This is a genomic window from Loktanella gaetbuli (assembly GCF_020531945.1).
GTDB classification, from domain to species: domain Bacteria; phylum Pseudomonadota; class Alphaproteobacteria; order Rhodobacterales; family Rhodobacteraceae; genus Loktanella; species Loktanella gaetbuli.
This window is the reverse complement of sequence record NZ_JAJATZ010000001.1, coordinates 381,849-404,451: the sequence shown is the minus strand read 5'-3', so window position 1 is coordinate 404,451 and position 22,603 is coordinate 381,849. Positions and strand designations below refer to the sequence as shown.

General features: G+C 61.0%; 24 protein-coding genes and 2 tRNA genes. 6 read left to right on the top strand and 20 right to left on the bottom strand.

The genetic code is table 11. The features are described 5' to 3' along the window. Window positions 1-6: 6 nt before the first annotated feature. The 8 genes from LGQ03_RS02075 to purC all read right to left on the bottom strand — a co-directional run bounded on the left by LGQ03_RS02075 (window position 7) and on the right by purC (window position 9,250). Window positions 7-2,790, bottom strand: coding sequence for an Rne/Rng family ribonuclease (locus tag LGQ03_RS02075; RefSeq protein ID WP_226747044.1), 2,784 nt, complete (start codon window positions 2,788-2,790; stop codon window positions 7-9). Between the two features lie 406 nt (window positions 2,791-3,196). Then, entirely contained in the window at window positions 3,197-3,832 is a 636-nt protein-coding gene (locus tag LGQ03_RS02070) for a hypothetical protein (protein ID WP_226747043.1), read from the bottom strand. Between the two features lie 74 nt (window positions 3,833-3,906). Then, complete coding sequence (locus tag LGQ03_RS02065; RefSeq protein WP_056038479.1) at window positions 3,907-5,247, bottom strand: sigma-54-dependent transcriptional regulator; 1,341 nt, start codon at window positions 5,245-5,247, stop codon at window positions 3,907-3,909. A gap of 10 nt (window positions 5,248-5,257) precedes the next feature. Next, window positions 5,258-7,012 (bottom strand): sensor histidine kinase, encoded by a 1,755-nt coding sequence (locus tag LGQ03_RS02060; RefSeq protein WP_226747042.1) that lies wholly within the window; start codon window positions 7,010-7,012, stop codon window positions 5,258-5,260. A gap of 43 nt (window positions 7,013-7,055) precedes the next feature. After that, window positions 7,056-7,721 (bottom strand): phosphoribosylformylglycinamidine synthase subunit PurQ, encoded by a 666-nt coding sequence (gene purQ / locus LGQ03_RS02055; protein ID WP_226747041.1) that lies wholly within the window; start codon window positions 7,719-7,721, stop codon window positions 7,056-7,058. Beyond that, window positions 7,718-8,248, bottom strand: coding sequence for a 5' nucleotidase, NT5C type (locus LGQ03_RS02050; RefSeq protein ID WP_226747040.1), 531 nt, complete (start codon window positions 8,246-8,248; stop codon window positions 7,718-7,720). Before LGQ03_RS02050 ends, purQ begins: the two co-directional genes overlap by 4 nt. Beyond that, entirely contained in the window at window positions 8,248-8,478 is a 231-nt protein-coding gene (gene purS, locus LGQ03_RS02045; RefSeq protein ID WP_090159442.1) for a phosphoribosylformylglycinamidine synthase subunit PurS, read from the bottom strand. The genes LGQ03_RS02050 and purS overlap by 1 nt, the downstream gene beginning before the upstream one ends. 10 nt (window positions 8,479-8,488) lie before the next feature. Beyond that, complete coding sequence (gene purC, locus LGQ03_RS02040) at window positions 8,489-9,250, bottom strand: phosphoribosylaminoimidazolesuccinocarboxamide synthase (protein WP_090159441.1); 762 nt, start codon at window positions 9,248-9,250, stop codon at window positions 8,489-8,491. Between the two features lie 132 nt (window positions 9,251-9,382). On the opposite strand from purC, the gene LGQ03_RS02035 reads away from it, so the two are divergent. Then, entirely contained in the window at window positions 9,383-9,700 is a 318-nt protein-coding gene (locus LGQ03_RS02035) for a DUF1476 domain-containing protein (RefSeq protein WP_090159440.1), read from the top strand. Between the two features lie 89 nt (window positions 9,701-9,789). Further along, the gene (bmt, locus tag LGQ03_RS02030) at window positions 9,790-10,803 is read left to right on the top strand and encodes a betaine--homocysteine S-methyltransferase (RefSeq protein WP_056038457.1); all 1,014 of its coding nucleotides are present in this window, start codon (window positions 9,790-9,792) and stop codon (window positions 10,801-10,803) included. Here bmt and LGQ03_RS02025 read toward each other — a convergent pair. Together LGQ03_RS02025 and LGQ03_RS02020 are read right to left on the bottom strand one after the other, a co-directional pair. Then, on the bottom strand, window positions 10,800-11,399 hold the full coding sequence (locus LGQ03_RS02025) for a class I SAM-dependent methyltransferase (protein ID WP_226747039.1): 600 nt from the start codon (window positions 11,397-11,399) through the stop codon (window positions 10,800-10,802). The two genes, bmt and LGQ03_RS02025, sit on opposite strands and share 4 nt — an antisense overlap. Before the next feature lie 22 nt (window positions 11,400-11,421). Then, the gene (locus LGQ03_RS02020; protein ID WP_226747038.1) at window positions 11,422-12,504 is read right to left on the bottom strand and encodes a PA0069 family radical SAM protein; all 1,083 of its coding nucleotides are present in this window, start codon (window positions 12,502-12,504) and stop codon (window positions 11,422-11,424) included. Window positions 12,505-12,647: 143 nt separating this feature from the next. Between LGQ03_RS02020 and LGQ03_RS02015 the strand changes: the two genes are divergently transcribed. Beyond that, window positions 12,648-13,349, top strand: coding sequence for a corrinoid protein (locus LGQ03_RS02015; RefSeq protein ID WP_226747037.1), 702 nt, complete (start codon window positions 12,648-12,650; stop codon window positions 13,347-13,349). Window positions 13,350-13,585: 236 nt separating this feature from the next. Further along, entirely contained in the window at window positions 13,586-14,215 is a 630-nt protein-coding gene (locus LGQ03_RS02010) for a DUF1638 domain-containing protein (RefSeq protein WP_226747266.1), read from the top strand. On the opposite strand, the gene LGQ03_RS02005 is transcribed toward LGQ03_RS02010, so the two are convergent. From LGQ03_RS02005 to purM, 4 genes are all read right to left on the bottom strand, one after another. Next, complete coding sequence (locus LGQ03_RS02005; RefSeq protein WP_226747036.1) at window positions 14,212-14,616, bottom strand: SufE family protein; 405 nt, start codon at window positions 14,614-14,616, stop codon at window positions 14,212-14,214. The two genes, LGQ03_RS02010 and LGQ03_RS02005, sit on opposite strands and share 4 nt — an antisense overlap. Before the next feature lie 51 nt (window positions 14,617-14,667). Further along, window positions 14,668-15,825 carry a ribonuclease D gene (rnd, locus tag LGQ03_RS02000; protein ID WP_226747035.1) on the bottom strand — a complete coding sequence of 386 codons (1,158 nt, stop codon included), beginning with the start codon at window positions 15,823-15,825 and terminating at the stop codon, window positions 14,668-14,670. A gap of 82 nt (window positions 15,826-15,907) precedes the next feature. Beyond that, entirely contained in the window at window positions 15,908-16,504 is a 597-nt protein-coding gene (purN, locus tag LGQ03_RS01995; RefSeq protein WP_226747034.1) for a phosphoribosylglycinamide formyltransferase, read from the bottom strand. Then, a complete protein-coding gene (purM, locus tag LGQ03_RS01990) occupies window positions 16,501-17,541 on the bottom strand; it encodes a phosphoribosylformylglycinamidine cyclo-ligase (RefSeq protein ID WP_226747033.1) in 1,041 nt (346 codons plus the stop codon). The genes purN and purM overlap by 4 nt, the downstream gene beginning before the upstream one ends. A 139-nt stretch (window positions 17,542-17,680) precedes the next feature. Between purM and LGQ03_RS01985 the strand changes: the two genes are divergently transcribed. After that, complete coding sequence (locus LGQ03_RS01985) at window positions 17,681-17,956, top strand: hypothetical protein (protein ID WP_226747032.1); 276 nt, start codon at window positions 17,681-17,683, stop codon at window positions 17,954-17,956. Window positions 17,957-17,996: 40 nt separating this feature from the next. Continuing rightward, window positions 17,997-18,073, top strand: a tRNA-Ile gene (locus LGQ03_RS01980). Window positions 18,074-18,156: 83 nt separating this feature from the next. Here LGQ03_RS01980 and LGQ03_RS01975 read toward each other — a convergent pair. The 6 genes from LGQ03_RS01975 to sufC form a co-directional block, all read right to left on the bottom strand. Next, window positions 18,157-18,233: transfer RNA gene (locus LGQ03_RS01975), tRNA-Arg, on the bottom strand. Between the two features lie 45 nt (window positions 18,234-18,278). After that, a complete protein-coding gene (locus LGQ03_RS01970) occupies window positions 18,279-19,499 on the bottom strand; it encodes a cysteine desulfurase (RefSeq protein WP_226747031.1) in 1,221 nt (406 codons plus the stop codon). Beyond that, on the bottom strand, window positions 19,499-20,068 hold the full coding sequence (locus LGQ03_RS01965) for a YIP1 family protein (RefSeq protein WP_226747030.1): 570 nt from the start codon (window positions 20,066-20,068) through the stop codon (window positions 19,499-19,501). The genes LGQ03_RS01970 and LGQ03_RS01965 overlap by 1 nt, the downstream gene beginning before the upstream one ends. Continuing rightward, on the bottom strand, window positions 20,065-20,562 hold the full coding sequence (locus LGQ03_RS01960; protein ID WP_090159429.1) for a YIP1 family protein: 498 nt from the start codon (window positions 20,560-20,562) through the stop codon (window positions 20,065-20,067). Before LGQ03_RS01960 ends, LGQ03_RS01965 begins: the two co-directional genes overlap by 4 nt. Further along, window positions 20,562-21,848, bottom strand: coding sequence for a SufB/SufD family protein (locus LGQ03_RS01955; protein WP_226747029.1), 1,287 nt, complete (start codon window positions 21,846-21,848; stop codon window positions 20,562-20,564). The genes LGQ03_RS01960 and LGQ03_RS01955 overlap by 1 nt, the downstream gene beginning before the upstream one ends. Next, window positions 21,848-22,603: a Fe-S cluster assembly ATPase SufC gene (gene sufC, locus LGQ03_RS01950; RefSeq protein ID WP_090159427.1), complete on the bottom strand. Its 756-nt coding sequence runs from the start codon at window positions 22,601-22,603 to the stop codon at window positions 21,848-21,850. The genes LGQ03_RS01955 and sufC overlap by 1 nt, the downstream gene beginning before the upstream one ends.

Sequence of the window (22,603 nt, the reverse complement as noted above, 5' to 3'; positions counted from 1 at the left end):
CCAGACCTAGCGGCCCAGTGACCACCAGCCCTTGCGACGGGGCTTCTTTTCGTCGCTTTTCTCGTCAACGGTATCGGCCTCTGCCGCGGCCTGCACAGGTTCAGCTTGTGGCGTGGCCTCGGTTTCGGCGTCCGGCTCTGACGTCGTTTCGGACACAGGCTGCACCACGGGCACATCAATGACGCTCTTGGTTTCGGGGGCCGGTTCGGCCACCGCTGCCGGTGCGTCGGGTGTTGCCACGTCGTCGGTCGCGGTCGTTTCCGATGCGGCGTTTGACGCCTCTGGCGCTGCTGCGACCGCATCTGCGGATGCCGCGACCGGATCGGCCTTTTTGGCACGACTGCGGCGCTTGGGCTTTGGCTTTTCAGCCGGGGCGTCGGCGTCATCGGTTGGGGCGGCTTCGGCGGGCGCCTCTGCAGCGGTCGTATCCGCTGCGTCAGTGGCCTCTGTCACCTTTGCTGCGGGTTTGCGACGGCTGCGTGTCCGCTTCTTGGGTGCCTCTTCGGCCTCGGGCGTCGCGGCCTCTGCATCCGTTTGCGGTGCATCCGCTGCGACGGCGTCGGCAGGCGCGTCCGCGTCGTCGGTCTTGCGGCGGCGGCTGCGCGTCCGGGTGCGCTTGGGCTTGTCGGCTGTGGTGTCTTCCGTTTCCGGCTGATCTGCAGCCTTGTCCGTATCCGCACTGTCGTCTTCGTCAGCAGAGTTGCCGTTCTCGTCCTGATCCTGACGGTCATCGCTTCCCTGACCGCCCTTGCGACGACGACGACGACGGCGTTTCTTGCGCGGCTGGCCTTCGCCATCCTCGGGCGTTGCCTGTGTTGGCGTCGCCTCGGCCTCGTCCTCTTCGGGTGTCTCCTCGACGATATCCTCGTCTTCGTCCTCGATCATCGCGGATTCGGCCTGGATAAAGGTTCCGGCCTCGGGAACGACGCGCGTCGCACTCTTGAACTTGTCGATCGCGAATTCGGGTGACACCAGTTTCAGGTCACATTCGACCCGCACCGCCATGCCATAACGACCCTCGATCGCGGCGATATGTTCGCGTTTGCCGTTCATGAGGAAGTTGGCAATGGACACCGGGGCCCTCACCAGAACCTCTTTGCTGCGACCGCGTACGCCCTCTTCTTCGAGCTGGCGAATGATGTTCAATGCGACGTTGTCATCAGACCGCAACAGGCCTGTGCCGTGGCAATGGACGCAAGGTTGGGTCGTAGCCTCCAGCATGCCGGGGCGCAGGCGCTGACGCGACATTTCCATCAGGCCAAAGCCGGAAATCCGGCCAACCTGGATACGCGCACGGTCGTTTTTCAGCTTGTCCTTGAACCGCTTTTCAACGCTGGCGTTGTTGCGGCGTTCGTCCATGTCGATGAAATCGATCACGATCAGGCCTGCAAGGTCACGCAGACGCAGTTGGCGTGCCACCTCGTCAGCGGCCTCGAGGTTGGTTTTCAGCGCGGTCTGTTCGATTGACCCTTCCTTGGTCGCGCGGCCAGAGTTCACGTCGATGGCGACCAGCGCCTCGGTGATGCCGATCACGATGTAACCACCCGACGGTAATTGAACCGTGGGGCTGAACATACCCGCAAGGTAGCTTTCGACCTGATAGCGCGCATAAAGCGGCATCTGCTCGGCATAGAGTTTCACGTTTTTCGCATGGGACGGCATGATCATCTTCATGAAGTCCTTGGCCGTGCGATAGCCATCGTTGCCCGCCACGATGACCTCGTCGATCTCCTTGGAATATAGATCTCGAATCGTGCGCTTGATCAGGTCACCTTCCTCGTAAATCTTGGCCGGTGCGGTGGATTTCAGCGTCAGCTCGCGAATCTGTTCCCACATGCGCTGCAGGTATTCGTAGTCACGCTTGATCTCGGTGCGGGTGCGTTGGCTGCCGGCGGTGCGGATGATCAGGCCAGCACCCTGCGGCACCTGCATTTCATTCGCGATTTCCTTCAGCTTCTTGCGGTCGGCTGCATTGGTGATCTTGCGCGAAATGCCACCGCCGCGTGCGGTGTTGGGCATCAGCACGCAGTAACGACCCGCCAGCGACAGGTAAGTGGTCAGTGCAGCACCCTTGTTGCCGCGCTCTTCCTTGACGACCTGCACCAGCAGGATCTGGCGAACCTTGATGACTTCCTGGATCTTGTAGCGTTTGGGACGGGGCTTGCGGACCGGACGCACATCATCGTGGTCGTGATCCGCGATCTGTTCGATCTGGTCGTCCTTGTCGGCGGCGTCGGGGCCATCATCTTCGTCGTCATGGCCGTTCTCGTCGTCGATGTCCTCATCGGCGGCGGGCGTTTCCACGGGCGTTTCACGACCGCGTTCCATCGGGCTGGACCCCTCTTCGTCGTCCAGGTCGATGGTTTCCATGCCTGCGATTTCGACATCCTCGACCGCGACGGCGTCGTCGTTTGCGACGTCTTCGGCGGCGGAACGGCGCGACCGGCGGCGACGCGGCTTGGGCGCTTCCTCTTCTTCTTCGGCGGCTTTCTGGCTTTCGGCGTAGGCACGCTCTTCTTCCATCAGGGCCTGACGGTCCGCGATGGGGATCTGATAATAATCCGCGTGGATTTCAGAGAACGCGAGGAATCCGTGGCGATTGCCACCGTAATCCACGAACGCAGCCTGCAACGACGGTTCAACCCGTGTCACCTTGGCCAGATAGATGTTCCCAGCAAGCTGTCGCTTGAACTGGCTCTCGAAATCAAATTCCTCGACTTTGTTTCCATCCACCACGACGACGCGGGTTTCTTCCGCGTGCGTGGCGTCGATCAGCATTTTCTTTGGCATTGTATCCATTCGCATCACACCCGATGCCCGACCCTGGCGGGGCGGCTGTCAGGATGTCATGTCTATAAAGGGCGTGCCGCACAGTGCCGACCGCTGCACCCCAGAGGGTGTCATCAAGCGGTCTGTTGTCACTAGCGCGTAGCATCGCGGTTTTTCTCCGACCCCGGGGGGCCTGTTCAGGTAACCCGGTCAGGTCCGTGGGACCGACAACGGGCATTTTTCTGATCCGTTTGCGGGATCAAATCAGCTGCGGTGGCATCCTGCCGCCCACAGAGAATCTCACCGGGCCTTTGCGCAAAGCGTCATGGCAACAACCCGTATGCCATACATAAGGGTGCAGACGGCCATAAGACAACGACAAAGTGTAGGATCATCAGACGCAGCGCCGTTTCCGGATTGGCCCGTCTCAGGGTGCTGTGGCGGCAAAACGGCCCAAAACGGCCGTGTCAGCGTTCTCGCCAGCGAAATCGGCCTGGATATTGCTGGTTGTCACCGTCCCGTTGAACGGCCCGACCAAGCCATCGAATTCCACGGCGCCATCTACGATGCCCCCGTTGATGGGACGTGCGGCACGCCCGATGACCAGGCGATTGTCAGAGGAGCGCCCGCTGATTTGTCCGCTGTCGAGGTCCACATCGATCACGACAGGACCCTCTGCCTTGGTGAAAACCCAACGCGTCGTGTCGGGATTGTCGATATTCTCAATCTTGTCCGCAAAATAGGTGCCGGAATAGCTGGCTGATCCGGGCACACTCGTGTCGATGGGATCAAACGTGCCTGCCGGCGCGGAAAAGCTGCGCAACTGACTCGCATCGGTGCCTTGCGGAAACTGGCGATTGGCAGGACGCGGGGTGCCGTTCACCAACACGATGCGTGTTGCATCGGTCTGCTGAACCAGTGGCGCTGCCTCATCCTCTGCCTCATCTGCCGCAGCGCTCGCCGTCGTCTGGTCTATTGCAAACCGGTCCGCAAATTCCGTGCTGTCGCCGCCACAGCCCGCCAGTGCGGTCAGGCAGAAAATCAATGCGAGGCTGCGATGCATGGCGTGCTCCTGTCGTCGTTGGGTCCATTAAGCAAGGACGCCAACGCCGATCAAGACCCGGTTGCACCGCAGGTTCAGATATAATCCGACCGTTGCAATTGATACTTGGCCATCTTTTCGTTCAGGGTCCGGCGCGGCAGGCAAAGCTCTTCCATCACCGCGACGATGCTGCCCTTGTGGCGGCGCATGGTGTTGTCGATCAGCATGCGTTCAAAGGCTTCGACGAATTCCTTGAGGGGCTTGCCTTCGGTCGTCATCGCCGGGCGGTTGCCGTCGTCGTCGTCCCCGTCGGTCATCAGCAGCGATGCGATGGACCCCGATCCGCGACGATTTTGCAGCACGGCCCGTTCGGCAACGTTGATCAACTGCCGCACATTGCCCGGCCAGGGTGCCTGCAACAGCTGTGCGGCCTCCTGGGCGCTGACTTGCGGGGCCTCGCAGCCGTATTCCTCGGCGAATTGTTCGGACAGATGGGTGAACAGCGTCAGGATATCCTCGCCACGCTGGCGCAGCGGAGGCACCACGATCCGCATTGCCGAAATCCGGTAATACAGGTCCGGGCGCAGCACGCTTTCGCAGGTCTTGTCCTGTTCCTGCAGGTTGCAGATGGCGACCAGACGGGTTTCCGCAGGCGTGCCCTGTTCGTTGATCGCCGTCAGCAGACGCGACTGCTGCGCATGGGTCAGCGCCTCGATATCCTCCAGCACCAGCGTGCCGCCGCGCGCCTCTTCCATGGCGGGGATCGGCTCGCCTTCTGCTGCCGGGCCAAACAGCCTGCGGTTCAGGCTGTCCTCGTCCAGTGCAGAGCAGGAGATCAGCACGAATTTGCGGGCGGACCGGGCACCAACCGCATGCAGCGCATGGGCGACCAGCGTCTTGCCGGTGCCGGTTTCGCCCTCGATCAGGACATGCCCGTCGGCCTGACCCAGGTCCAGAATGTCCTCCTTGAGACGTTCCATCGCGTCAGAGGATCCGACCAGTTTTTTCATCAGGGATGTGCCGTCGGACAATTCCTTGCGCAGGGCGCGGTTGTCCAGCGTCAGGCGGCGGACATTGCAGGCCTTCTTGGCCAGTTCCGTCATCCGATCGGGATTGAACGGCTTTTCCAGAAAATCGAATGCGCCCACGCGCATCGCTTCGACCGCCATCGGCACGTCGCCGTGACCGGTTATCATGATGACCGGCAGCGCGGAATCCACCCCGCGTAATTTCTTCAGGAATTGCATGCCGTCCATGCCGGGCATTTTCACGTCGCTGACGACGATCCCCGGAAAGTCGGATGTCAGCGCACTGAGCGCATCCTCTGCGCTGGCATAGGCCTCTGTCTCGAACCCAGACAGGGCCAGCCACTGGCTGATCGACTGACGCATGTCCTTTTCGTCGTCGACAATCGCGATCTTCATGGCCTTGTTCATCTTGTCGTCCTTATTCTGCGGCCTTGAGGGCCGACTTGAGCAGCGGCAACTGCACTTCGAAAACAGCGCCACCCTGTGCCCCGTTGCGCGCGATCATGCGCCCCCCGAGGTCGTTGACGATCCCCGAAGAAATCGCAAGTCCGAGGCCGACACCGTCGCCAGCCTGCTTGGTTGTGTAAAATGGTTCGAACAGTTCATCGAGGTCCTCGATCCCCGTCCCGTTGTCCCGCACCGTCAGGGTCACCGTTTCACCCACGGCGAGGATCACGTCGATGCGCGGATTCTCGGCCGTCTTGGTGGCGTCCAGCGCGTTGCGCAACAGGTTGATGATGACCTGTTCCAGCCGCAGGCGGTCCCCGTAGATCAGCGCGGGCGCACTGGGAAGCGTGCGACTGATTTCCACGTCGCGCGTCTTGAGCTGGGGTTCCATCAGCGACAGGGCGGATGATACCGCGGCACGGGCATCGACCGCCTCGAACGCGTCGGACCCCTTGCGGGCGTAGGATTTCAACTGCCGCGTGATCGCGCCCATACGGTCGATCAGGTCGTCGATCCGTTGAAATGACGACAGCGTTTCCTCGGGGCGTTTGCGTTGCAGCAACAGCCGCGCCCCTGCCAGATAGGTTTTCATGGCCGCCAGCGGCTGGTTCAATTCATGGCTGACGGCCGCCGACATTTCGCCCAAGGCGGCCAGTTTCGAGGTCTGTTCGACCGTCTGTTCCGCCACCTGAAGGCTGCGTTCCATCTGTTTGCGCGCCGCGATTTCACGCTGAAGTGCTGCGTTGAGGGCGCGCAATTCGTTGGATTCCTGTTCATAGACCGCCACACGTGTCGCGGCCCTGCGCGAAGCATACCAGAACAACAGCGCCAGCAGGATCGCAAATCCCATCACCTCAAGCGCCAGAACACCGTTCACCCGTTCGCGCACGCTGGCGTAGCTGGTGAAACTGACCATGCGCCAGCCCTGGAACGGCACGCGCGCCTCGCGGCGCAACACCGCCTCGCCCCTGAAATAGGCGTCAATCGGCAGTTCGGTCCATTCCTCGGTCGCGCGCAGCGCACGCTCGATGGCACCCGATGCAGGTTCAATGGCAAGGGCGACCGATTCCTCCTGACCGCGCCAGCGCGGTTCGGTCGACAAGATGATCCGACCCTCGCTGTCTGCCACATAAACGGCGTCCGACACACCAACCCAGCCGCGTTCGATCTTGGCCAGATCAACCGCCACCAGGATCGCGCCCAGATTGGACCCGCTGTTGTCCAGCCTGCGCGAGTAGATGAAATTGAACCCGCCCTGTGCTGTCTCGCCACGGGTGAACACGGTGGCGTTGCTGCGCATTGCGTTTACGAACTGCGGGGCTGAACGGAAACTTTCGCCCAGACGGTTGCGATCGGTGGCCGCGACAACACGCCCGTCACGATCCAGCAGCATCAGCGATGCCGCGCCGATTTCATCCACAAAAGACAGCAGGCGCTGCGTCGATAGCGAAAAATCACCGTTTTCCAGCGCCGCGATCAGCGCGGGGTCACGCGCAAGCAGCTGTGGCACGATGGAATTGCGCTGTAGCTCGCTCATCAGGTTGGCCACAAACAGTGTCAGACGCACCTCGGCCCTGTTTCGGGTCGATTCCGTAAAGCGTTCTGTCAGCAGAATGTTCGTGACATAGATCGTGCCGGCGCCCAGCAGGCATAGGGCGATGACCGCAAGACGCAGACGCCAGCGGTTCAGCGCCGTCCGGACGGCCGGAATGGTCACGTTTTCCATGACGCTTAAATATGTCGCGCGCCGCCATGCGGCAAGCGGACGCTCAGGCGTCGGCAAGTTGCCGCACAAGGCCCCTGAACAGCGCCATGCCCTGCGTGCTGCCGGTTGCGGCATCCACGGCCCGTTCGGGATGGGGCATCATGCCCAGCACGCGACGGTTTTCAGAGAAGATCCCCGCGATGTCATTGCGGCTGCCGTTGAAATTGTCGGCGTAGGTGAATGCGATCCTGTCCTGATCCGCGAGCATCGCCAACGTCTCGGCATCGGCAAAATAATTGCCGTCGTGATGTGCGACAGGCAATGCGATGGTGTCGCCGGCTGCGTAACCTTCGGTAAAGGCGCTGTCGGTCGTAGCCACGCGCAACGGCGTGGATTTGCAAACGAATGTCAGGCCGCCGTTGCGCATCAGCGCACCTGGCAACAGCCCGGTTTCGGTCAGCACCTGAAACCCGTTGCAGACCCCCAAGGCATATCCGCCGCGTTCCACATGGGCGCGCAGTGCCGCGCAGACCGGGGATTGCGCGGCAATCGCACCACAGCGCAGGTAATCACCGAATGAAAACCCGCCCGGCACGGCAACCAGATCGACATCGCCGATATCGGCGTCCTTGTGCCAGACCATCCGAACATCGGCCCCTGCGGCGCGCAGCGCCTCGGCCATGTCGCGGTCACAGTTGGACCCGGGAAAAACGAGAACGGCGGCCTTCATCTGGCGATCCTTTCAAGCGTGGTGTGGACATCGGCCCAATCCGTCAGCCGGTGCGGCCAATCGGTCGTTTTGTTGTGCAGCGCGTCGAACAGGACACCCTGCCCTGCGAAATGCGTGAAATGACGGCTGTGATCGTCGATCAGTACGTCGGCGTTGATGATGCTCTTGTCGCCGCACAGCACGATCCTGTCCTTGGCGATAAACGGGAAATGCCGGTCCAGCCACGCGATCTTGTGCGCGCAGGATGCCGGGTAATCCATCGCAGCTGTGGCGATGAACACCTCGTGCGTGGCATAGAGGTCCGCCATCGCATCGACGGCCCCCGCGATGACATCGAGGTTTGCGAAAAATGATCCTTCGGACATCTGCAACTGGACCTGCTGCACGGCATCCGACGGTGCCAGATCGCGCAGATGTTTGCCATGCAGGTCGGCATCGGACGCAGTGAATCCCGCCTGTGCATAGGCCGCGCGTTGTGCCGCATGGGTGTCGGCGATCACCTCGTCCATGTCGACGGCGATGCGCATCAGGCGATTTCGATCCGGTACGATTCGATCACGGTGTTGGCCAGCAGACGTTCGCACATGTCATTGATCTGCGCCTCGGTGGTGCCGTCGGCCAGATCCAGTTCGATGACCTTGCCCTGACGCACGCCGTTCACGCCGTCAAACCCAAGCGATCCCAGCGCGTGGCGGATGGCCTCGCCCTGCGGATCGAGAACACCATTTTTCAGCGTCACATAGACTTTGGCCAGCATGAGCGATTCCTTAGTTGATCAGTGTCGGCTTGGGGCGGTGGGTCACGTTGCTGGGCAGCACGCCCAGACGGCGCGCCACCTCTGTGTAGGCATCCGAGAGCGATCCCAGATCCTGACGGAACACGTCCTTGTCCAGTTTCTGGCCGGATTCGATGTCCCACAGGCGGCAGCTGTCGGGGCTGATTTCGTCGGCCACGACCAGACGCATGAAGTCATTGTCCCAGATGCGACCGATCTCGATCTTGAAATCCACCAGTTTGATGCCGACGCCGTACATGACACCGGAGAGGTAATCATTGACCCGCAGCGCCATGCTGACGATGTCGTCCATGTCCTGTTGCGATGCCCAACCAAAGGCGATGATGTATTCCTCGGGCACCAGCGGATCGCCCAGCTTGTCGTCCTTGAAGCTGAATTCCACGATCGGGCGCGGCAGTGGTGCGCCCTCCTCCATGCCCAGACGCTTGGCCATGGACCCGGCGGCAAAGTTGCGCACGATCACTTCCAGCGGGATGATCTCGACCTGCCGGATCAGCTGTTCGCGCATGTTCAGGCGGCGGATGAAATGGGTCGGAATGCCGATATTCGCCAATCCGGTCATAAAGAATTCGGACAGGCGGTTGTTCAACACGCCCTTGCCCTCGATCACATCCTTTTTGGCACCGTTTCCGGCGGTGGCATCGTCCTTGAAATACTGCACGAACGTGCCCGGTTCGGGGCCCTCGTACAGAATTTTCGCCTTGCCTTCGTAGACCAGTTTACGACGTGCCATGGGTGCCCCGCAGTATAATGCGTGCCACAACGACGGCCCGCTTTGCCGCGTCTTACGACACCGCCCCCTTGCGGGCAAGCATGTCGGGCCGCATATCTACGTCCACGCCAACACAAAACAGGGGTTTGACCGATGGCCAGCATGAAAGATCGCGAAAACGCGTTCGAGAACAAATTCGCCCATGATGCCGAAATGCAGTTCAAGGCCGAGGCACGCCGCAACAAGTTGCTGGGTCTGTGGGCCGCAGGCCTGATGGGCAAATCCGGCGAGGACGCCGATGCCTATGCCAAGGAGGTCATCAAGGCCGATTTCGAAGAAGCCGGCGACGAGGATGTTTTCCGCAAGGTGCGCGCCGATCTGAGCGATGACACCAGCGACGCCGAAATCCGCGCGAAAATGGCCGAACTGACCGCCACCGCCAAGGCGCAACTGCTGGACGAGCAAGGCTGATATTGCCGCCCCGGCGCGTGCCGGATACAACACCGCCAACGGGGCACCGGTCACAGGCCGGTGCCCCTTTTGCATTGAAGGGAACAACCATGACCACCGCTTTTGCCGATCTGCTAGCACAGCGTGACTGGATCCTCGCCGACGGGGCGACGGGTACCAATCTGTTCAACATGGGACTGTCGTCCGGCGACGCGCCGGAAATGTGGAACGTGGAACATCCCGACCGCATCACGGCGCTGTATCAGGGGGCCGTGGACGCAGGGTCCGACCTGTTCCTGACCAACAGCTTTGGTGGCAACGCCAGCCGGTTGAAACTGCACGACGCGCAGGACCGTGTGCTGGAACTCAACCGCGCCGCCGCCGAGATCGGTCGCAACGTGGCCGATAAATCGGACCGCACGATCATCGTTGCCGGATCGGTTGGTCCGACCGGCGACATCATGGCACCGATGGGCACGCTGACCCACGAACTTGCCGTCGAGATGTTCCATGAACAGGCCGAGGGCCTGAAGGCCGGTGGCGCCGATGTGCTGTGGGTCGAAACCATTTCCGCATTCGAGGAATACAAGGCCGCCGCCGAGGCGTTTCGCCTCGCCGGGATGCCTTGGTGCGGCACCATGAGTTTCGACACCGCGGGCCGCACGATGATGGGTGTGACCAGCCGCGACATGGTGAAATCCGTGGCCAAGCTGGATTATCAGCCGCAGGGATTCGGTGCCAACTGCGGCACGGGCGCGTCTGACCTGCTGCGCACGATCCTTGGCATGGCGGATGCAGACCCGGGCCAGCCGCTGATTTCCAAGGGCAACGCAGGCATCCCGAAATACCACGACGGCCATATCCACTATGACGGCACGCCGGAACTGATGGCGGATTACGCCGAACTGGCTCGCAACTGTGGCGCGCGCATCATCGGCGGGTGCTGTGGTACGACGCCCGAACACCTGCGCGCCATGCGCGAGGCGCTGGAAACCCGGCCCAAGGGCGACCGCCCGTCGCTGGACGATATCACGACGGCGCTGGGTGCGTTTTCCTCTGAGAGTGACGGCACCGACGGCAACGGTCCGGTCCGCGCCGAACGTCGTGGTCGCCGCCGTCATTAACCCGGTTTTTGTGCAATCAATTCGACCAGGGCCGCGACACCGTCGTGGCCCGGTCCTGACGCCACGGGTGCATCATGATCGCGCAGGTGATGCAGCGTCCAGCCACTGAACTGCTGTTCCAGAAAATCCGTCGTGTACATGTTTTCGCGATCCGATGGGCCACCCGTCCCGTAGTCGACCTGCCGCGGTGCGAACCCTTGCAGGATCACGTGGCCGCTAGGCCGTGTGGCCTGCCGCAGACGTTCAAATGTGGGCAAGCGTGCCTCTGGTCCCTGAAATTGGATGAACATCGCGACCACTGCGCCGTAGGACTGCATCCAGTCCCAGTCATCCAGACTGGCCTGATGCCGTGCGACCGTGACACCCTTTGCCACGTCCAGACGGCGTGCCTTTTGCAGCGCCGTCGGTGCGGGATCAAAGGCCGTCACATCAAAGCCGCGCTGTGCGAGGTAGGCGGAATGACGCCCCTCGCCGTCCGCAACACACAGTGCATCGGTCGCCGGCACACGGTCGGCCGCCGTGACTAGGAATTCGGTCGGTTCCATCCCGAACAGATAGTCGGGCCGGTCGTAACGCTGTGTCCAGATCTCGCTCATGCCTGCAGCATAGTCGGGACCGTCAAAATAGCGATAGCTGATCGCCCGGTCGTGGCGGCACCGCGAACAGGTCGCTGCGCAGCGGTGGCAGATGTCGCGCCAGTCCCAGACGACGCGCGGCCAGATCGAAACGTTGCCGTATCAAACGGGCCCATTCGCCCTGCCCGGTCATCCGCGTGCCGAACGCCGGGTCGTAATCCTGCCCGCCATGAAGCTCACGCACGCGTGCCATGATCCGCGCGGCCCGGTCAGGATAGGTCTGTTCCACCCAGTCGCGAAACAGGCCCGATACCTCGCGCGGCAGACGCAGCACGATGGAATTGGCAGCAACAGCCCCGGCATCTGCTGCCGCCGCAAGGATACGTTCCATTTCGTGATCGGTCAGCGCAGGCACGATGGGCGACACCATGACGCGCACGTCGATCCCGGCGTCGGTCAACTGCCGGATCGCGCGCAACCGCGCGGCTGGCAGCGGCACGCGCGGTTCCATCGCGCGGCTGGTGGCATTGTCCAGTGTCGTGATGGAAATTCCGACGCGCGCCAGCCCCTTGGCCGCCATCGGGGCAAGGATGTCGATGTCGCGACTGATCAACGCCCCCTTGGTCACGATGCCGACGGGATGATTGAAATCGGACAAGACCTGCAAGATCTGCCGCATAATTCTGCGATCGCGTTCGATCGGCTGATAGGGGTCGGTGTTCGTCCCGATCGCGATGGTCTGCGGCACATAGCCCCGGGCGCGCAATTCCTTTGCCAGCACGGTCGGCGCATCGGGGCGCGCAATCAGCCGTGTTTCGAAATCCAGTCCCGGTGACAGGCCCAGATAGGCGTGACTGGGTCGCGCAAAACAGTAAATGCAGCCGTGTTCGCACCCCCGATAAGGATTGATCGACCGGTCAAAGCTGATGTCCGGCGAGGTGTTGCGCGTGATGACGCGGCGCGGCACCTCGTCCGTGACGGATGTGCGCAGAACCGGCAGGTCATCATCCATGTGCCAGCCGTCATCGACACCCTCTGCTGTGATCCGGTCAAAACTGTTGTCGGGATTGGACAGCGCCGCCCGCCCGGGTGTGCGCTGTCGTGGCGGTGATGATGGCAAATCCATTGTGCATATATAGAACAAATGCAGAACACCTGCAACTGCGTCGGCGCAAACCCCTGATATGTCGCAATTCACCCCGTGACAGTCTGTCTGACGCGCCATAGATACGGGCAAAGACAGATCAACTGCCCATAGGGATTGCTTCCATGTCAGAAGACGACGACATCATCCTTGCTGAACTCAACGACGAAGACCTTGTCGCGCAGATGTTCGACGACCTCTATGACGGCATGAAAGAAGAGATCGAGGAAGGTGTCACGATCCTGCTGGATCGCGGCTGGCAACCCTACCAGATCCTGACCGAAGCGCTGGTGGGCGGCATGACGATCGTCGGGGCCGATTTCCGCGACGGGATCCTGTTCGTGCCAGAGGTTCTGCTGGCCGCCAACGCGATGAAGGGCGGCATGGCCATCCTCAAACCGCTGCTGGCCGAAACCGGCGCACCGCGTGTGGGCAAGATGGTCATCGGCACGGTCAAGGGCGACATCCACGACATCGGCAAGAACCTCGTCGGGATGATGATGGAAGGTGCCGGGTTCGAGGTTGTCGATCTGGGAATCAACAATGCGGTCGAGGCCTATATCGAGGCGCTGGAGGCCGAAGGTGCCGACATCCTGGGCATGTCCGCCCTGCTGACAACGACAATGCCCTACATGAAGGTCGTGATCGACACGATGGTCGAAAAAGGCATGCGTGAGGATTACATCGTGCTGGTGGGCGGTGCCCCCCTAAACGAGGAATTCGGCAAGGCCATTGGCGCTGATGCCTATTGTCGTGATGCGGCTGTCGCAGTCGAGACGGCCAAGACGTTCATGGCGCGTAAACACAATCAAGCGAGCATGTCCTAAACTGCATTATCTTTGGCGTAGCCTGGGCTAGACAGGTGTTGTTTTTGTCTTCACTGATGAAACAGCAGCCATCCGAGGATTGCCGTGCCCCTACAACGTTTCGCCATTCTGATCGCAGTCGTTATCGCCTTGGCGGGCCTGACAGTGTGGATCGCCAATTTTTCGATGGGTTGGGCCTTGCTGCCGGCCCTGTCGACGGTGGCGCTGATCCTGACCGTATTGACCCGCCGATCCGGGTGACACCGCGCGACACCGATCTGACCCAGGCGGGGCTTGCGCCGTCGGGCAGAGGGCGTGTGCTGTTGCTGGCCTGCGGCGCGCTTGCCCATGAAATCATCGCATTGCGGCGTATGAATGGGTGGGATCATCTGGATCTGCAATGCCTGCCTGCGATCTGGCACAATCACCCCGAACGGATCGTGCCTGCGGTGCAAGACATCGTCGCAGCGCGGCATGGCGATTACGACCGGATTTTTGTGGTCTACGCCGATTGCGGCACGGGCGGGCAGTTGCAGGCCGCTTGCGATTCGCTGGGCGTGCGCATGATCGCAGGACCCCATTGCTACAGCTTTTTCGAAGGGAACACGCGGTTTGCCGAACATGCCGACGAAATCACGGCGTTTTACCTGACCGATTTTCTGACGCGGCAATTCGATGCCTTTGTCTGGAAACCGTTGGGACTGGATCGGCATCCCGCGCTGCTGGACATGTATTTCGGCAATTACGAAACCCTGGTCTATCTCGCTCAGACGGATGACGCTGACCTTACGGCCCGTGGGGCGAAAATTGCCGCGCGGATGGGGCTGACCTTCGAGAGGCGGTTCACAGGCTACGGCGATCTGGCGAAAGCCTTGGCGCAAGCCTAGCCGACGGGCGTTTCGCGAATCCGTTCCACCATCGCGCGCAAGCCGTTTGACCGTTGCGCGGACAAATGATCGTTCAAGCCCAGACGTCCCAGTTCCGCCCGCGCGTCGATGCTGTGCAGATCGTTCAACGGGACACCGTCGTAAAGCGCCCCCAACACGGCAATCAGCCCGCGCACGATCATCGCGTCGCTGTCACCGCGGAAATGAAACGTGCCATCCTCGGGTGCGGGCACCAACCAGACCTGGCTTGCACAGCCGTCCACCTTGGTTGCCGGCACCTTGAGTGCATCTTCCAGTGCAGGCATCGCCTTGCCCATGTCGATCACATGGCGATAGCGATCTTCCCAATCGTCAAGAAAGGCAAAGGTTTCAACGAGGTCTTCGAATTGTTCGGTGGCCATTGTCTTCTCCTTGTGCGTTGCCCCCCATCTATGGAACGCAGCGCCAAAGGTCTAGCGCGGCACTGTGACCACATGTGCGCCATCAACGGCCAGCGCGACCTTGCCTTCTGTCAGCAGGATTGCATCGCGGCCAAAAACCTCTTTGCGCCAGCCCTTGAGCGCGGGCAAATCGCGTTGACCGGCAGCCAGCGCATCAAGGTCGGCCGAATTCGCAATCAGCTTTTGCGCGACGTCGGCCTGTTCGGACTTTGCCTTGAGCAGCACCCGCAGCATATCCGCAATCGCCGGATTGACCTGAAGCCGTTCGGCACCGGCAGCAGGTTTCGGCAACCGGTCATTGGGCACGGCGATCCCAGCCTTGACGGCGGCAAGGATTCCCGCGGCGATGTCACCCTTGCGGGCCTCGCGTTGCAGCAGGCGGGACCGCGACAGGTCCTTTTCGTCGGTCGGTTTTGTGGATGCCAGCTCGACCAGCACATCGTCCTTGAAAACCCTGTTGCGCGGGATGTCGCGGGTCTGGGCGTATTCCTCGCGGAACCGGGCCAGTTCGCGCACGATCGCCAGAAAACGGCCAGATGTGGTGCGCGTCTTGACCCGCTGCCAGGCATCGTTGGGGTTTGTCTGATAGGTGGCCGGATCGTTCAGAACCGCCATTTCCTCTTGGACCCACTTTTCCCGCCCGGTGCTGCGTAGCCGGTCTGACAGCACCTCGTAGATTTCGCGCAGATAGGTGACATCGCCCAAGGCATATGTTTTCTGCGCATCCGTCAGCGGACGGCGCGACCAGTCGGTAAACCGGCTGGATTTATCCAGCTGTGCCTTTGAAATCTTGCGCACCAGGGTCTCGTATCCGGCCTGATCGCCGTAACCGCAGACCATCGCCGCGACCTGCGTGTCGAACAGCGGCGTCGGGATCAACTGGGCATCGACCCAAAAGATCTCGAGATCCTGACGTGCCGCATGGAACACCTTGACCACACCGGGATCACGGAACAGATCATACAGCGGTTCCAGTGACAGCCCGTCGACCAGTGGATCGACCAGAACCGCATCCTCGCCTGCCGCATCGCGGTAAGCGAGCTGCACAAGGCACAGTTTCGAATAATAGGTGCGTTCGCGCAAAAATTCCGTATCGACGGTCACATAAGGACGCTTGGCCGCCTCTGCACAAAAGGTGGCGAGTTCTGTCGTCGTCGTGATGGTCTGCATGGCGCCTCGTGGCTGTTCGGCCTTGCGGCGCAAAATACTGTTGCACCTGACTAAGGGATCGCCAGCGATTCGGAAAGCGCGGTCAATCCCGTGCGTCGATTGTCACCGGCGTGGTATCTCCGGCCAGAAACCGGCGCAGCACGGCCGGATACAGCCGATGTTCCAGCGGCAGGACGCGTTCGGCCAGGGTGGCGGGTGTGTCGTCAGCCCGCACGCTCAACACCGCTTGGCCCAGGACGGGGCCATCATCCAGATCGCCCGTGACCATGTGGACGCTGGCACCGTGTTCGGTATCACCGGCCTCGATCGCGCGTCTATGGGTGTGCAAGCCCTTGTATTTGGGCAGCAGCGACGGGTGGATGTTGAGTATCCTGCCCGCCCAGCGGTGGGTGAATTCCGGCGTCAGGATCCGCATGAAACCCGCCAGACAGATCAGGTCGATCCGGGCGGAATCCAGTTCTGCGTTGATTGCGGCCTCGAATGGCAGACGCCCGTCGTGATCGCGATGATCCACGACGGCCGTAGGAATACGCAGTGCGCTTGCCTTGAGCAGTCCACCCGCCTGCGGGACATTCGACAGAACCAGTTTCGCACGCCCCGGATGATCGCCGGTCATGTCGCGCGCGAGGGCGACCATGTTCGATCCGCCGCCCGAAATCAGTAGGGCAACGCGTGTCACGCAAGCGTCCCGGTATAGCGGACACCTGCGCCGGGGGTCACATGGCCCAGGCGGTGCACACGTTCGCCCTGTTCGACCAGCAGCGATTCCAGCGCCTCGGCGCCGGCCGCGTCAACGACCAGCACCATGCCGATGCCTGCGTTGAATGTTTTCAGCATTTCGGACGTCTCGATGCTGCCAGTGCGTGCCAACCAGTCGAACACCGGTGGCAACGTCCAGGATCCAAGGTCGATCTGTGCGCCCAGATCATCCGGCAGCACGCGCGGCAGGTTTTCGGTCAGGCCGCCACCCGTGATGTGCGCCAGCGCATGCACGCCACCCGCGCGGATCGCGGCCAACGCCGGTTTCACATAGAGCCGGGTTGGTGCGAGCAATGCCGCCCCCAGATCGCCGTCACCAAAGGGGGAATCGTCCGACCATGTCAGCCCTGCGTGTTCCACGATCCGGCGCACCAAAGAATAACCATTGGAATGCACGCCGTCGCTGCCCAGCCCCAGCAGCACATCGCCATCGGCCACGCCTGCGGGCAGGTCGGCGCCGCGCTCCATCGCCCCGACGCTGAAACCCGCCAGATCGAAATCACCACCGTGATACATGCCCGGCATTTCCGCCGTCTCGCCCCCGATCAGCGCGCAAGCCGACAGTTCGCACCCCTGCGCGATGCCGTTGATGATGCGGGTTGCCGCGTCCAGATCCAGTTTGCCCGTGGCAAAATAATCCAGGAAAAACAGTGGTTCTGCCCCTTGGCAGACCAGATCGTTAACACACATCGCCACCAGATCGATGCCGATGGTGTCCAGATTGCCGGTGTCGATGGCGATCCGCAGTTTCGTGCCCACACCGTCCGTGGCCGCAACCAAAATGGGGTCGTCATAGCCAGCACCCTTGAGGTCGAACAAGGCGCCAAACCCGCCAAGCCCGGCCATCGAACCGGACCGTTGCGTCCGCTTGGCCGCCGGTTTGATCCGTTCGACCAATGCGTTGCCTGCGTCGATATCAACGCCAGCCTGTGCGTATGTCAGCCCGTTTTTGGTCATGGATCGCCCCCAACAAAATCTGCCTGCGAGGTAACCGAAGATGCCTGCCTGTGCAACGCAGCATGACGGGCCAAGCAATAAGCGGATTCCTGCCATGCTTTAGGAAACCTTTTACCCGCAGCGGTGTTCTATCCATGTCATGAATAAATACTTTGCATCCATCGCCACGGCATTTGCCGTATTCGCATCCCCCGCCGCGGCAGAGGTTGTTCCACTTGTGGCCGCGCAGGATATTGCTGACGGTCCCTATATCGACGTGGCACAGACCGTGTCCTACTCTGACGCGCCGACAACCTTGGATGACATTCACGCGCTTGCCGACCTGGACGGCGACCCAGGTGTCGTAACTGATCGGGAACGCGAAATGATCGCATTGCTGTCAATGATGCTGATCGGCACGCCCGTCCAGAACTGATGCTTGACCGCCTCGTCTGAATGGCTATTCAGACCGCAGCGGGCCTGTAGCTCAATTGGTTAGAGCAGAGCGCTCATAACGCTTTGGTTGCGGGTTCAAGTCCTGCCGGGCCTACCAAATTCCGCACCGCTGAACACAGTTTTTCGAGCATCCCACTGACCAAGTGTGATGCAAGCAATGTGCTGATCAAATGTAGTAAATGGCGGTCCGTAGAGGATTCGAACCTCTGGCCTCTGCCTTCGGAGGGCAGCGCTCTATCCAGCTGAGCTAACGGACCGTTGCGCCTGCTATAGCTGCGGGGCTGCGGCCCCGCAACGGGAAATCAGGCGAAAAGTTCGTGACAAAGTTCCAATGCCTCGACGAGGACGTCCACTTCGTCGCGTGTGTTGTAAATGCCGAACGACGCGCGACAGGTCGCCGGAACACCCAGATGATCCATCAACGGCATGGCGCAATGCGACCCGGCCCGGACGGCAACACCTTTTTTGTCCAGCACGGTGGATATGTCATGCGCATGGGCCGCACCTTCGATCTTGAACGAAAAGATCGCACCTTTGCCCGGTGCGTTGCCCTGCACCTGCAACCAATTCAACCCGCGCAGGCGCGATTGCGCATAGTCGCGCAAATCCGCCTCGTGGGCTGCGATATTGTCCATGCCAACGTCCATCATCCAGTCCAGTGCCACGCCCAGACCGATCGTCTGCACGATACCGGGGGTGCCGGCCTCGAACATCATGGGCGGATCGTTGTAGGTAACCGCATCGCGGCCCACCTCGCGGATCATGTCGCCGCCCCCCATGAATGGACGCATTTCCCGCATCCGGTCGGGATGAACCCAGATCGCACCAGATCCCGAAGGACCATACAGCTTGTGCCCCGTGATCGCATAGAAGTCACAGCCGATATCCTGCACATCGACCGCCATGTGAACGGCGGCCTGTGACCCATCAACCAACACCGGCACGCCCCGCGTGCGGGCAGCAGCACAGATGGATTTCACATCAACAACGGTCCCCAACACATTGGACATATGGGTAATTGCGACCAATTTGGTCTTGGGGCCGATGGCGTCGATCACCGCCTGCGGATCCAGGTTGCCATCCGCGTCGCAATCAACCCACTTGATGACGACACCCTGTCGTTCACGCAGGAAATGCCACGGCACGATATTGGCGTGATGTTCCATGATCGACAGGACGATCTCGTCCCCCGGCTGAAGCCGGGGTGCCGCCCAGCCGTAGGACACCATGTTGATCCCCTCGGTCGTGCCGGAATTGAGCACGATATCATCCTCGGAGGCGGCGTTCAGAAACCGTGCCACAACGCCGCGTACGGATTCGTAGCGGTCGGTCGCGAGATTGGACAGATAGTGCAGCCCACGGTGTACGTTGGAATATTCCTCGGCGTAGCCGCGCGTCACGGCATCAATGACGACCTGCGGTTTCTGCGCAGAGGCGCCGTTGTCCAGATAGACCAGCGGCTTGCCGTTCACCTGACGGGACAGGATCGGAAACTGCGACCGGATATCAGCGATATCGAACATCAAATGGATCCCCCTTGGAACCCGACGCCAATCAGCGTCAGAAAAAGTGCAATGCCAAACGAGAATCCGATGATCCCCAAGGCAACGGTGCCAAGCGATTTGAGCAGGCTGTCAAACCCATGCAAGACATTCACGAAATGCAGCAGGGCAAAGAGCAGCCAGGCAAAACCGGCCAGCGTGACAATTCCGGAAAGCGGCGGCAGCAGAACCATCACAAACGTCTGGAACAATTGGATAACAAGACCGATGCCCTGCCACCATGCGACCAAAAGGATCGTCTGATCCAACCGTCCCTGCCCGCCCAGACTGCGGCCGGTCAGGTAAATGGCAAAGATCAGCACCACCAGCGACGAGGCCAGCACGATGGCAACGACAAAGGGCATCATGGCCATCGTGTCAGGCGCACTGCCCAGGATCATACTGCCGACCCCGACGAGGATGGTGGAACAGATCGCCACGACCGCAAGGATCGACCACAACGTCAGGGGTGCCAGATGATATGACATCAGCCCGCGCGCCGTCCCCGCAGGGTCGATCAATGACCGCTTGAGAAAGTCAGCGTTGATCACTTTTCCGCCTCGCGCAGGGACTGCAGCCAGATGTAGCCAAAAATCAGCAGCCAGACCGCACCCACCAGTTGCGTCCCCGCAGCTGGCCCCAGAAATCCGGCCATCAGACCATACAGCAGCAGCAGCGGCACGCTCGCTAACAGCGACCAGAACAACGCCAGTCTCGCGCTGTAGAAACTGCCCTGACCGCCAAAGAGCCGTGCGACCAGATGAGAGAGCGCAGCGAGACCATAAAGCACAAGAGGCCAGACCATCAGCCAGGCAAAGAGTTCATAGGTCATCAGCTGCGACAGCTCTGGCGGCTCTGCCCCCGGTGCCAGCTCGAACCCGGCTGCCCTGCGTGACAGACGTGGCCACTGCGCGATGAAAACCAGAATGCAGAACACAAAGAGATAGGCAATCGCCCGATCCTCGCGTTTGCCCTGATCCAGCAACTCTCGCATGACCTGGCGCGGTCTGCGCCAGGCCCGCATGATGTTCGTCGAAACGGCCATCAGCCTGCGTGGCGGTCCAGCCAGCCTGCCAGACGATCGCGCAGATCATCTGCCAGACCTTCGTCTGCGATTTCTTCCAATGCCTCGGCAAGGAAAGCCAGCGTCAACAGGTTGGTTGCCGCCTTTTCCGACACGCCACGGGACCGCAGATAGAACAGCGCCTCTTCGGAAATTGCACCAGAGGTGGACCCGTGCGAACACGCGACATCATCGGCATAGATTTCCAGTTCCGGCTTGGCCAGAAACTGGCTGTCGTCGTCCAGCAGCAGCGACTGGCTGATCTGATAGCCGTCGGTCTTTTGCGCGCCTTCCTTGACGAGGATCTTGCCTTGGAAAACGCCAACCGCACCGTTGCGCAGCACCTTCTTGAACACCTGACGTGACTCGCCGCGCAGGGCATCGTGGGTGATGAACACGGTGTCGTCGTGGTGAAAACCTTCGCCGTCACCGACACAGGCACCCGCGACATGGGCCACGGCATCGTCCCCCAGCATCTCGATCACGCAATCATTGCGCGTCAGTACGCCGTTCAGCGACAAGGTGAACGATTTGAATACAGAACCTTCACCGATCCGGGCAAAGGTATGAGTGTTCATCCGGCGCGCATGATCGCGGCCCTGTTGGCGCACGTGATGAAATTCACCACCATCGGCAACCGACACTTCGGTGACCGTGGACAGTCGCGCAGCCGCCGATCCGGTTTCCAGCAACGTGACCTTTGCCCCGGCCTCGACCCGGACAACATGATGCAAAACCGCGTCTGCGGCGGACTCCTTGCGGCGATACCGCAGGCAGATGGGGCGATCCACCGGACCCGTGGCGCGGATCAGCACACCATCCGTCGCGGTCGCGGTATTCAGCGATGCCAGCGGACGTTGCACCGGGTTTTGTCCGGCCAGTTCCAAGACGCCGTAGAGATCCTTGGCCCAGTGAATATCCTGCGCACCGGCCTCTGCCAGACGCCCGATTTCCAGATTCTCACCCTTGAGGTCATCAGATGCAGCGGCATCAAAGACACCGTCGACGAACACAAGCGTCAGGGGATTTGCGTCTGAAAAGATCGCGTCATCATCGTCCAGAACCTCTGCCGCAGGGGCATCGGCAGCCACAAGCTTCGCAGGATCAGTGTATTTCCAATATTCGTCACGCCGATGCGGCAGGCCCATCGTGGCCGTGCGGGTCATTGCGTCCTTGCGCGCCTGCGTCAGCCACGCAGCACCGTCAGGCACCGTGACCGCATCCAGCCGCGCATCGGTCGCGTCCTGTTTGAATTGCGGCAAGGCCATTACTCGGCCTCCGCCAACAGGTCCGCGTAACCGTTGTTCTCGACCTCAAGCGCGAGATCGGGACCGCCGGTCTTGATGATGCGACCGTTGGACATGATGTGCACGACATCAGGTTTGATATGGTCCAGAAGCCGCTGATAATGCGTGATAACAAGGAACGAACGTCCTTCGGACCGCAGTGCGTTCACGCCTTCGGAGACCAGTTTCATGGCGTCCACATCGAGGCCAGAGTCAGTCTCGTCCAGGATGCACATCTTGGGTTCGAGCATGGCCATTTGCAGAATCTCGTTCCGCTTTTTCTCGCCGCCCGAAAAACCGACGTTGACCGGACGCTTGAGCATTTCGGCATCGATCTTCAGATCCTTGGCGCGGGCGCGCACTTCCTTGAGGAAATCACCGGCAGACAATTCGTCCTGACCGCGCGCCTTGCGCTGTGCGTTCACCGCGGTGCGCAGGAACGTCATGTTGCCCACACCGGGAATTTCAACAGGGTACTGAAACGCCAGGAACAGGCCGGCAGCCGCGCGCTCCTCGGGCTCCATGTCCAGCAGGTCGGCGCCATCCAACGTCGCAGACCCTTCCGTCACCTCATAACCGTCCTTGCCGGACAGCACGTAGGACAGGGTGGATTTGCCCGACCCGTTCGGACCCATGATCGCATGGACCTCGCCTGCGCCGACGGTCAGGTCGACACCCTTGAGGATCGACTTCTCTTCTTCTTCAAGATCGACCTTCAGGCCTTTGATTTCCAGCAT

Excerpts from the sequence above, each read along its gene's own strand:
- purS (WP_090159442.1), bottom strand. The coding sequence starts at position 8,478 with ATGCTGGCCAAAGTCTATGTGACGCTGAAAAATGGTGTTCTCGATCCG.
- purQ (WP_226747041.1), bottom strand. The coding sequence starts at position 7,721 with ATGAAGGCCGCCGTTCTCGTTTTTCCCGGGTCCAACTGTGACCGCGAC.
- LGQ03_RS02050 (WP_226747040.1), bottom strand. The coding sequence starts at position 8,248 with ATGCGCATCGCCGTCGACATGGACGAGGTGATCGCCGACACCCATGCG.
- purC (WP_090159441.1), bottom strand. The coding sequence starts at position 9,250 with ATGGCACGTCGTAAACTGGTCTACGAAGGCAAGGCGAAAATTCTGTAC.
- LGQ03_RS01970 (WP_226747031.1), bottom strand. The coding sequence starts at position 19,499 with ATGTTCGATATCGCTGATATCCGGTCGCAGTTTCCGATCCTGTCCCGT.
- LGQ03_RS02075 (WP_226747044.1), bottom strand. The coding sequence starts at position 2,790 with ATGCCAAAGAAAATGCTGATCGACGCCACGCACGCGGAAGAAACCCGC.
- purM (WP_226747033.1), bottom strand. The coding sequence starts at position 17,541 with ATGACCAAAAACGGGCTGACATACGCACAGGCTGGCGTTGATATCGAC.
- LGQ03_RS02070 (WP_226747043.1), bottom strand. The coding sequence starts at position 3,832 with ATGCATCGCAGCCTCGCATTGATTTTCTGCCTGACCGCACTGGCGGGC.
- rnd (WP_226747035.1), bottom strand. The coding sequence starts at position 15,825 with ATGCAGACCATCACGACGACGACAGAACTCGCCACCTTTTGTGCAGAG.
- LGQ03_RS02060 (WP_226747042.1), bottom strand. The coding sequence starts at position 7,012 with ATGGAAAACGTGACCATTCCGGCCGTCCGGACGGCGCTGAACCGCTGG.
- LGQ03_RS01955 (WP_226747029.1), bottom strand. The coding sequence starts at position 21,848 with ATGGCCTTGCCGCAATTCAAACAGGACGCGACCGATGCGCGGCTGGAT.
- LGQ03_RS02035 (WP_090159440.1), top strand. The coding sequence starts at position 9,383 with ATGGCCAGCATGAAAGATCGCGAAAACGCGTTCGAGAACAAATTCGCC.
- LGQ03_RS02015 (WP_226747037.1), top strand. The coding sequence starts at position 12,648 with ATGTCAGAAGACGACGACATCATCCTTGCTGAACTCAACGACGAAGAC.
- LGQ03_RS01985 (WP_226747032.1), top strand. The coding sequence starts at position 17,681 with ATGAATAAATACTTTGCATCCATCGCCACGGCATTTGCCGTATTCGCA.
- LGQ03_RS02020 (WP_226747038.1), bottom strand. The coding sequence starts at position 12,504 with ATGGATTTGCCATCATCACCGCCACGACAGCGCACACCCGGGCGGGCG.
- bmt (WP_056038457.1), top strand. The coding sequence starts at position 9,790 with ATGACCACCGCTTTTGCCGATCTGCTAGCACAGCGTGACTGGATCCTC.
- LGQ03_RS02005 (WP_226747036.1), bottom strand. The coding sequence starts at position 14,616 with ATGGCCACCGAACAATTCGAAGACCTCGTTGAAACCTTTGCCTTTCTT.
- LGQ03_RS02025 (WP_226747039.1), bottom strand. The coding sequence starts at position 11,399 with ATGAGCGAGATCTGGACACAGCGTTACGACCGGCCCGACTATCTGTTC.
- LGQ03_RS02065 (WP_056038479.1), bottom strand. The coding sequence starts at position 5,247 with ATGAACAAGGCCATGAAGATCGCGATTGTCGACGACGAAAAGGACATG.
- LGQ03_RS01960 (WP_090159429.1), bottom strand. The coding sequence starts at position 20,562 with ATGGCCGTTTCGACGAACATCATGCGGGCCTGGCGCAGACCGCGCCAG.
- sufC (WP_090159427.1), bottom strand. The coding sequence starts at position 22,603 with ATGCTGGAAATCAAAGGCCTGAAGGTCGATCTTGAAGAAGAAGAGAAG.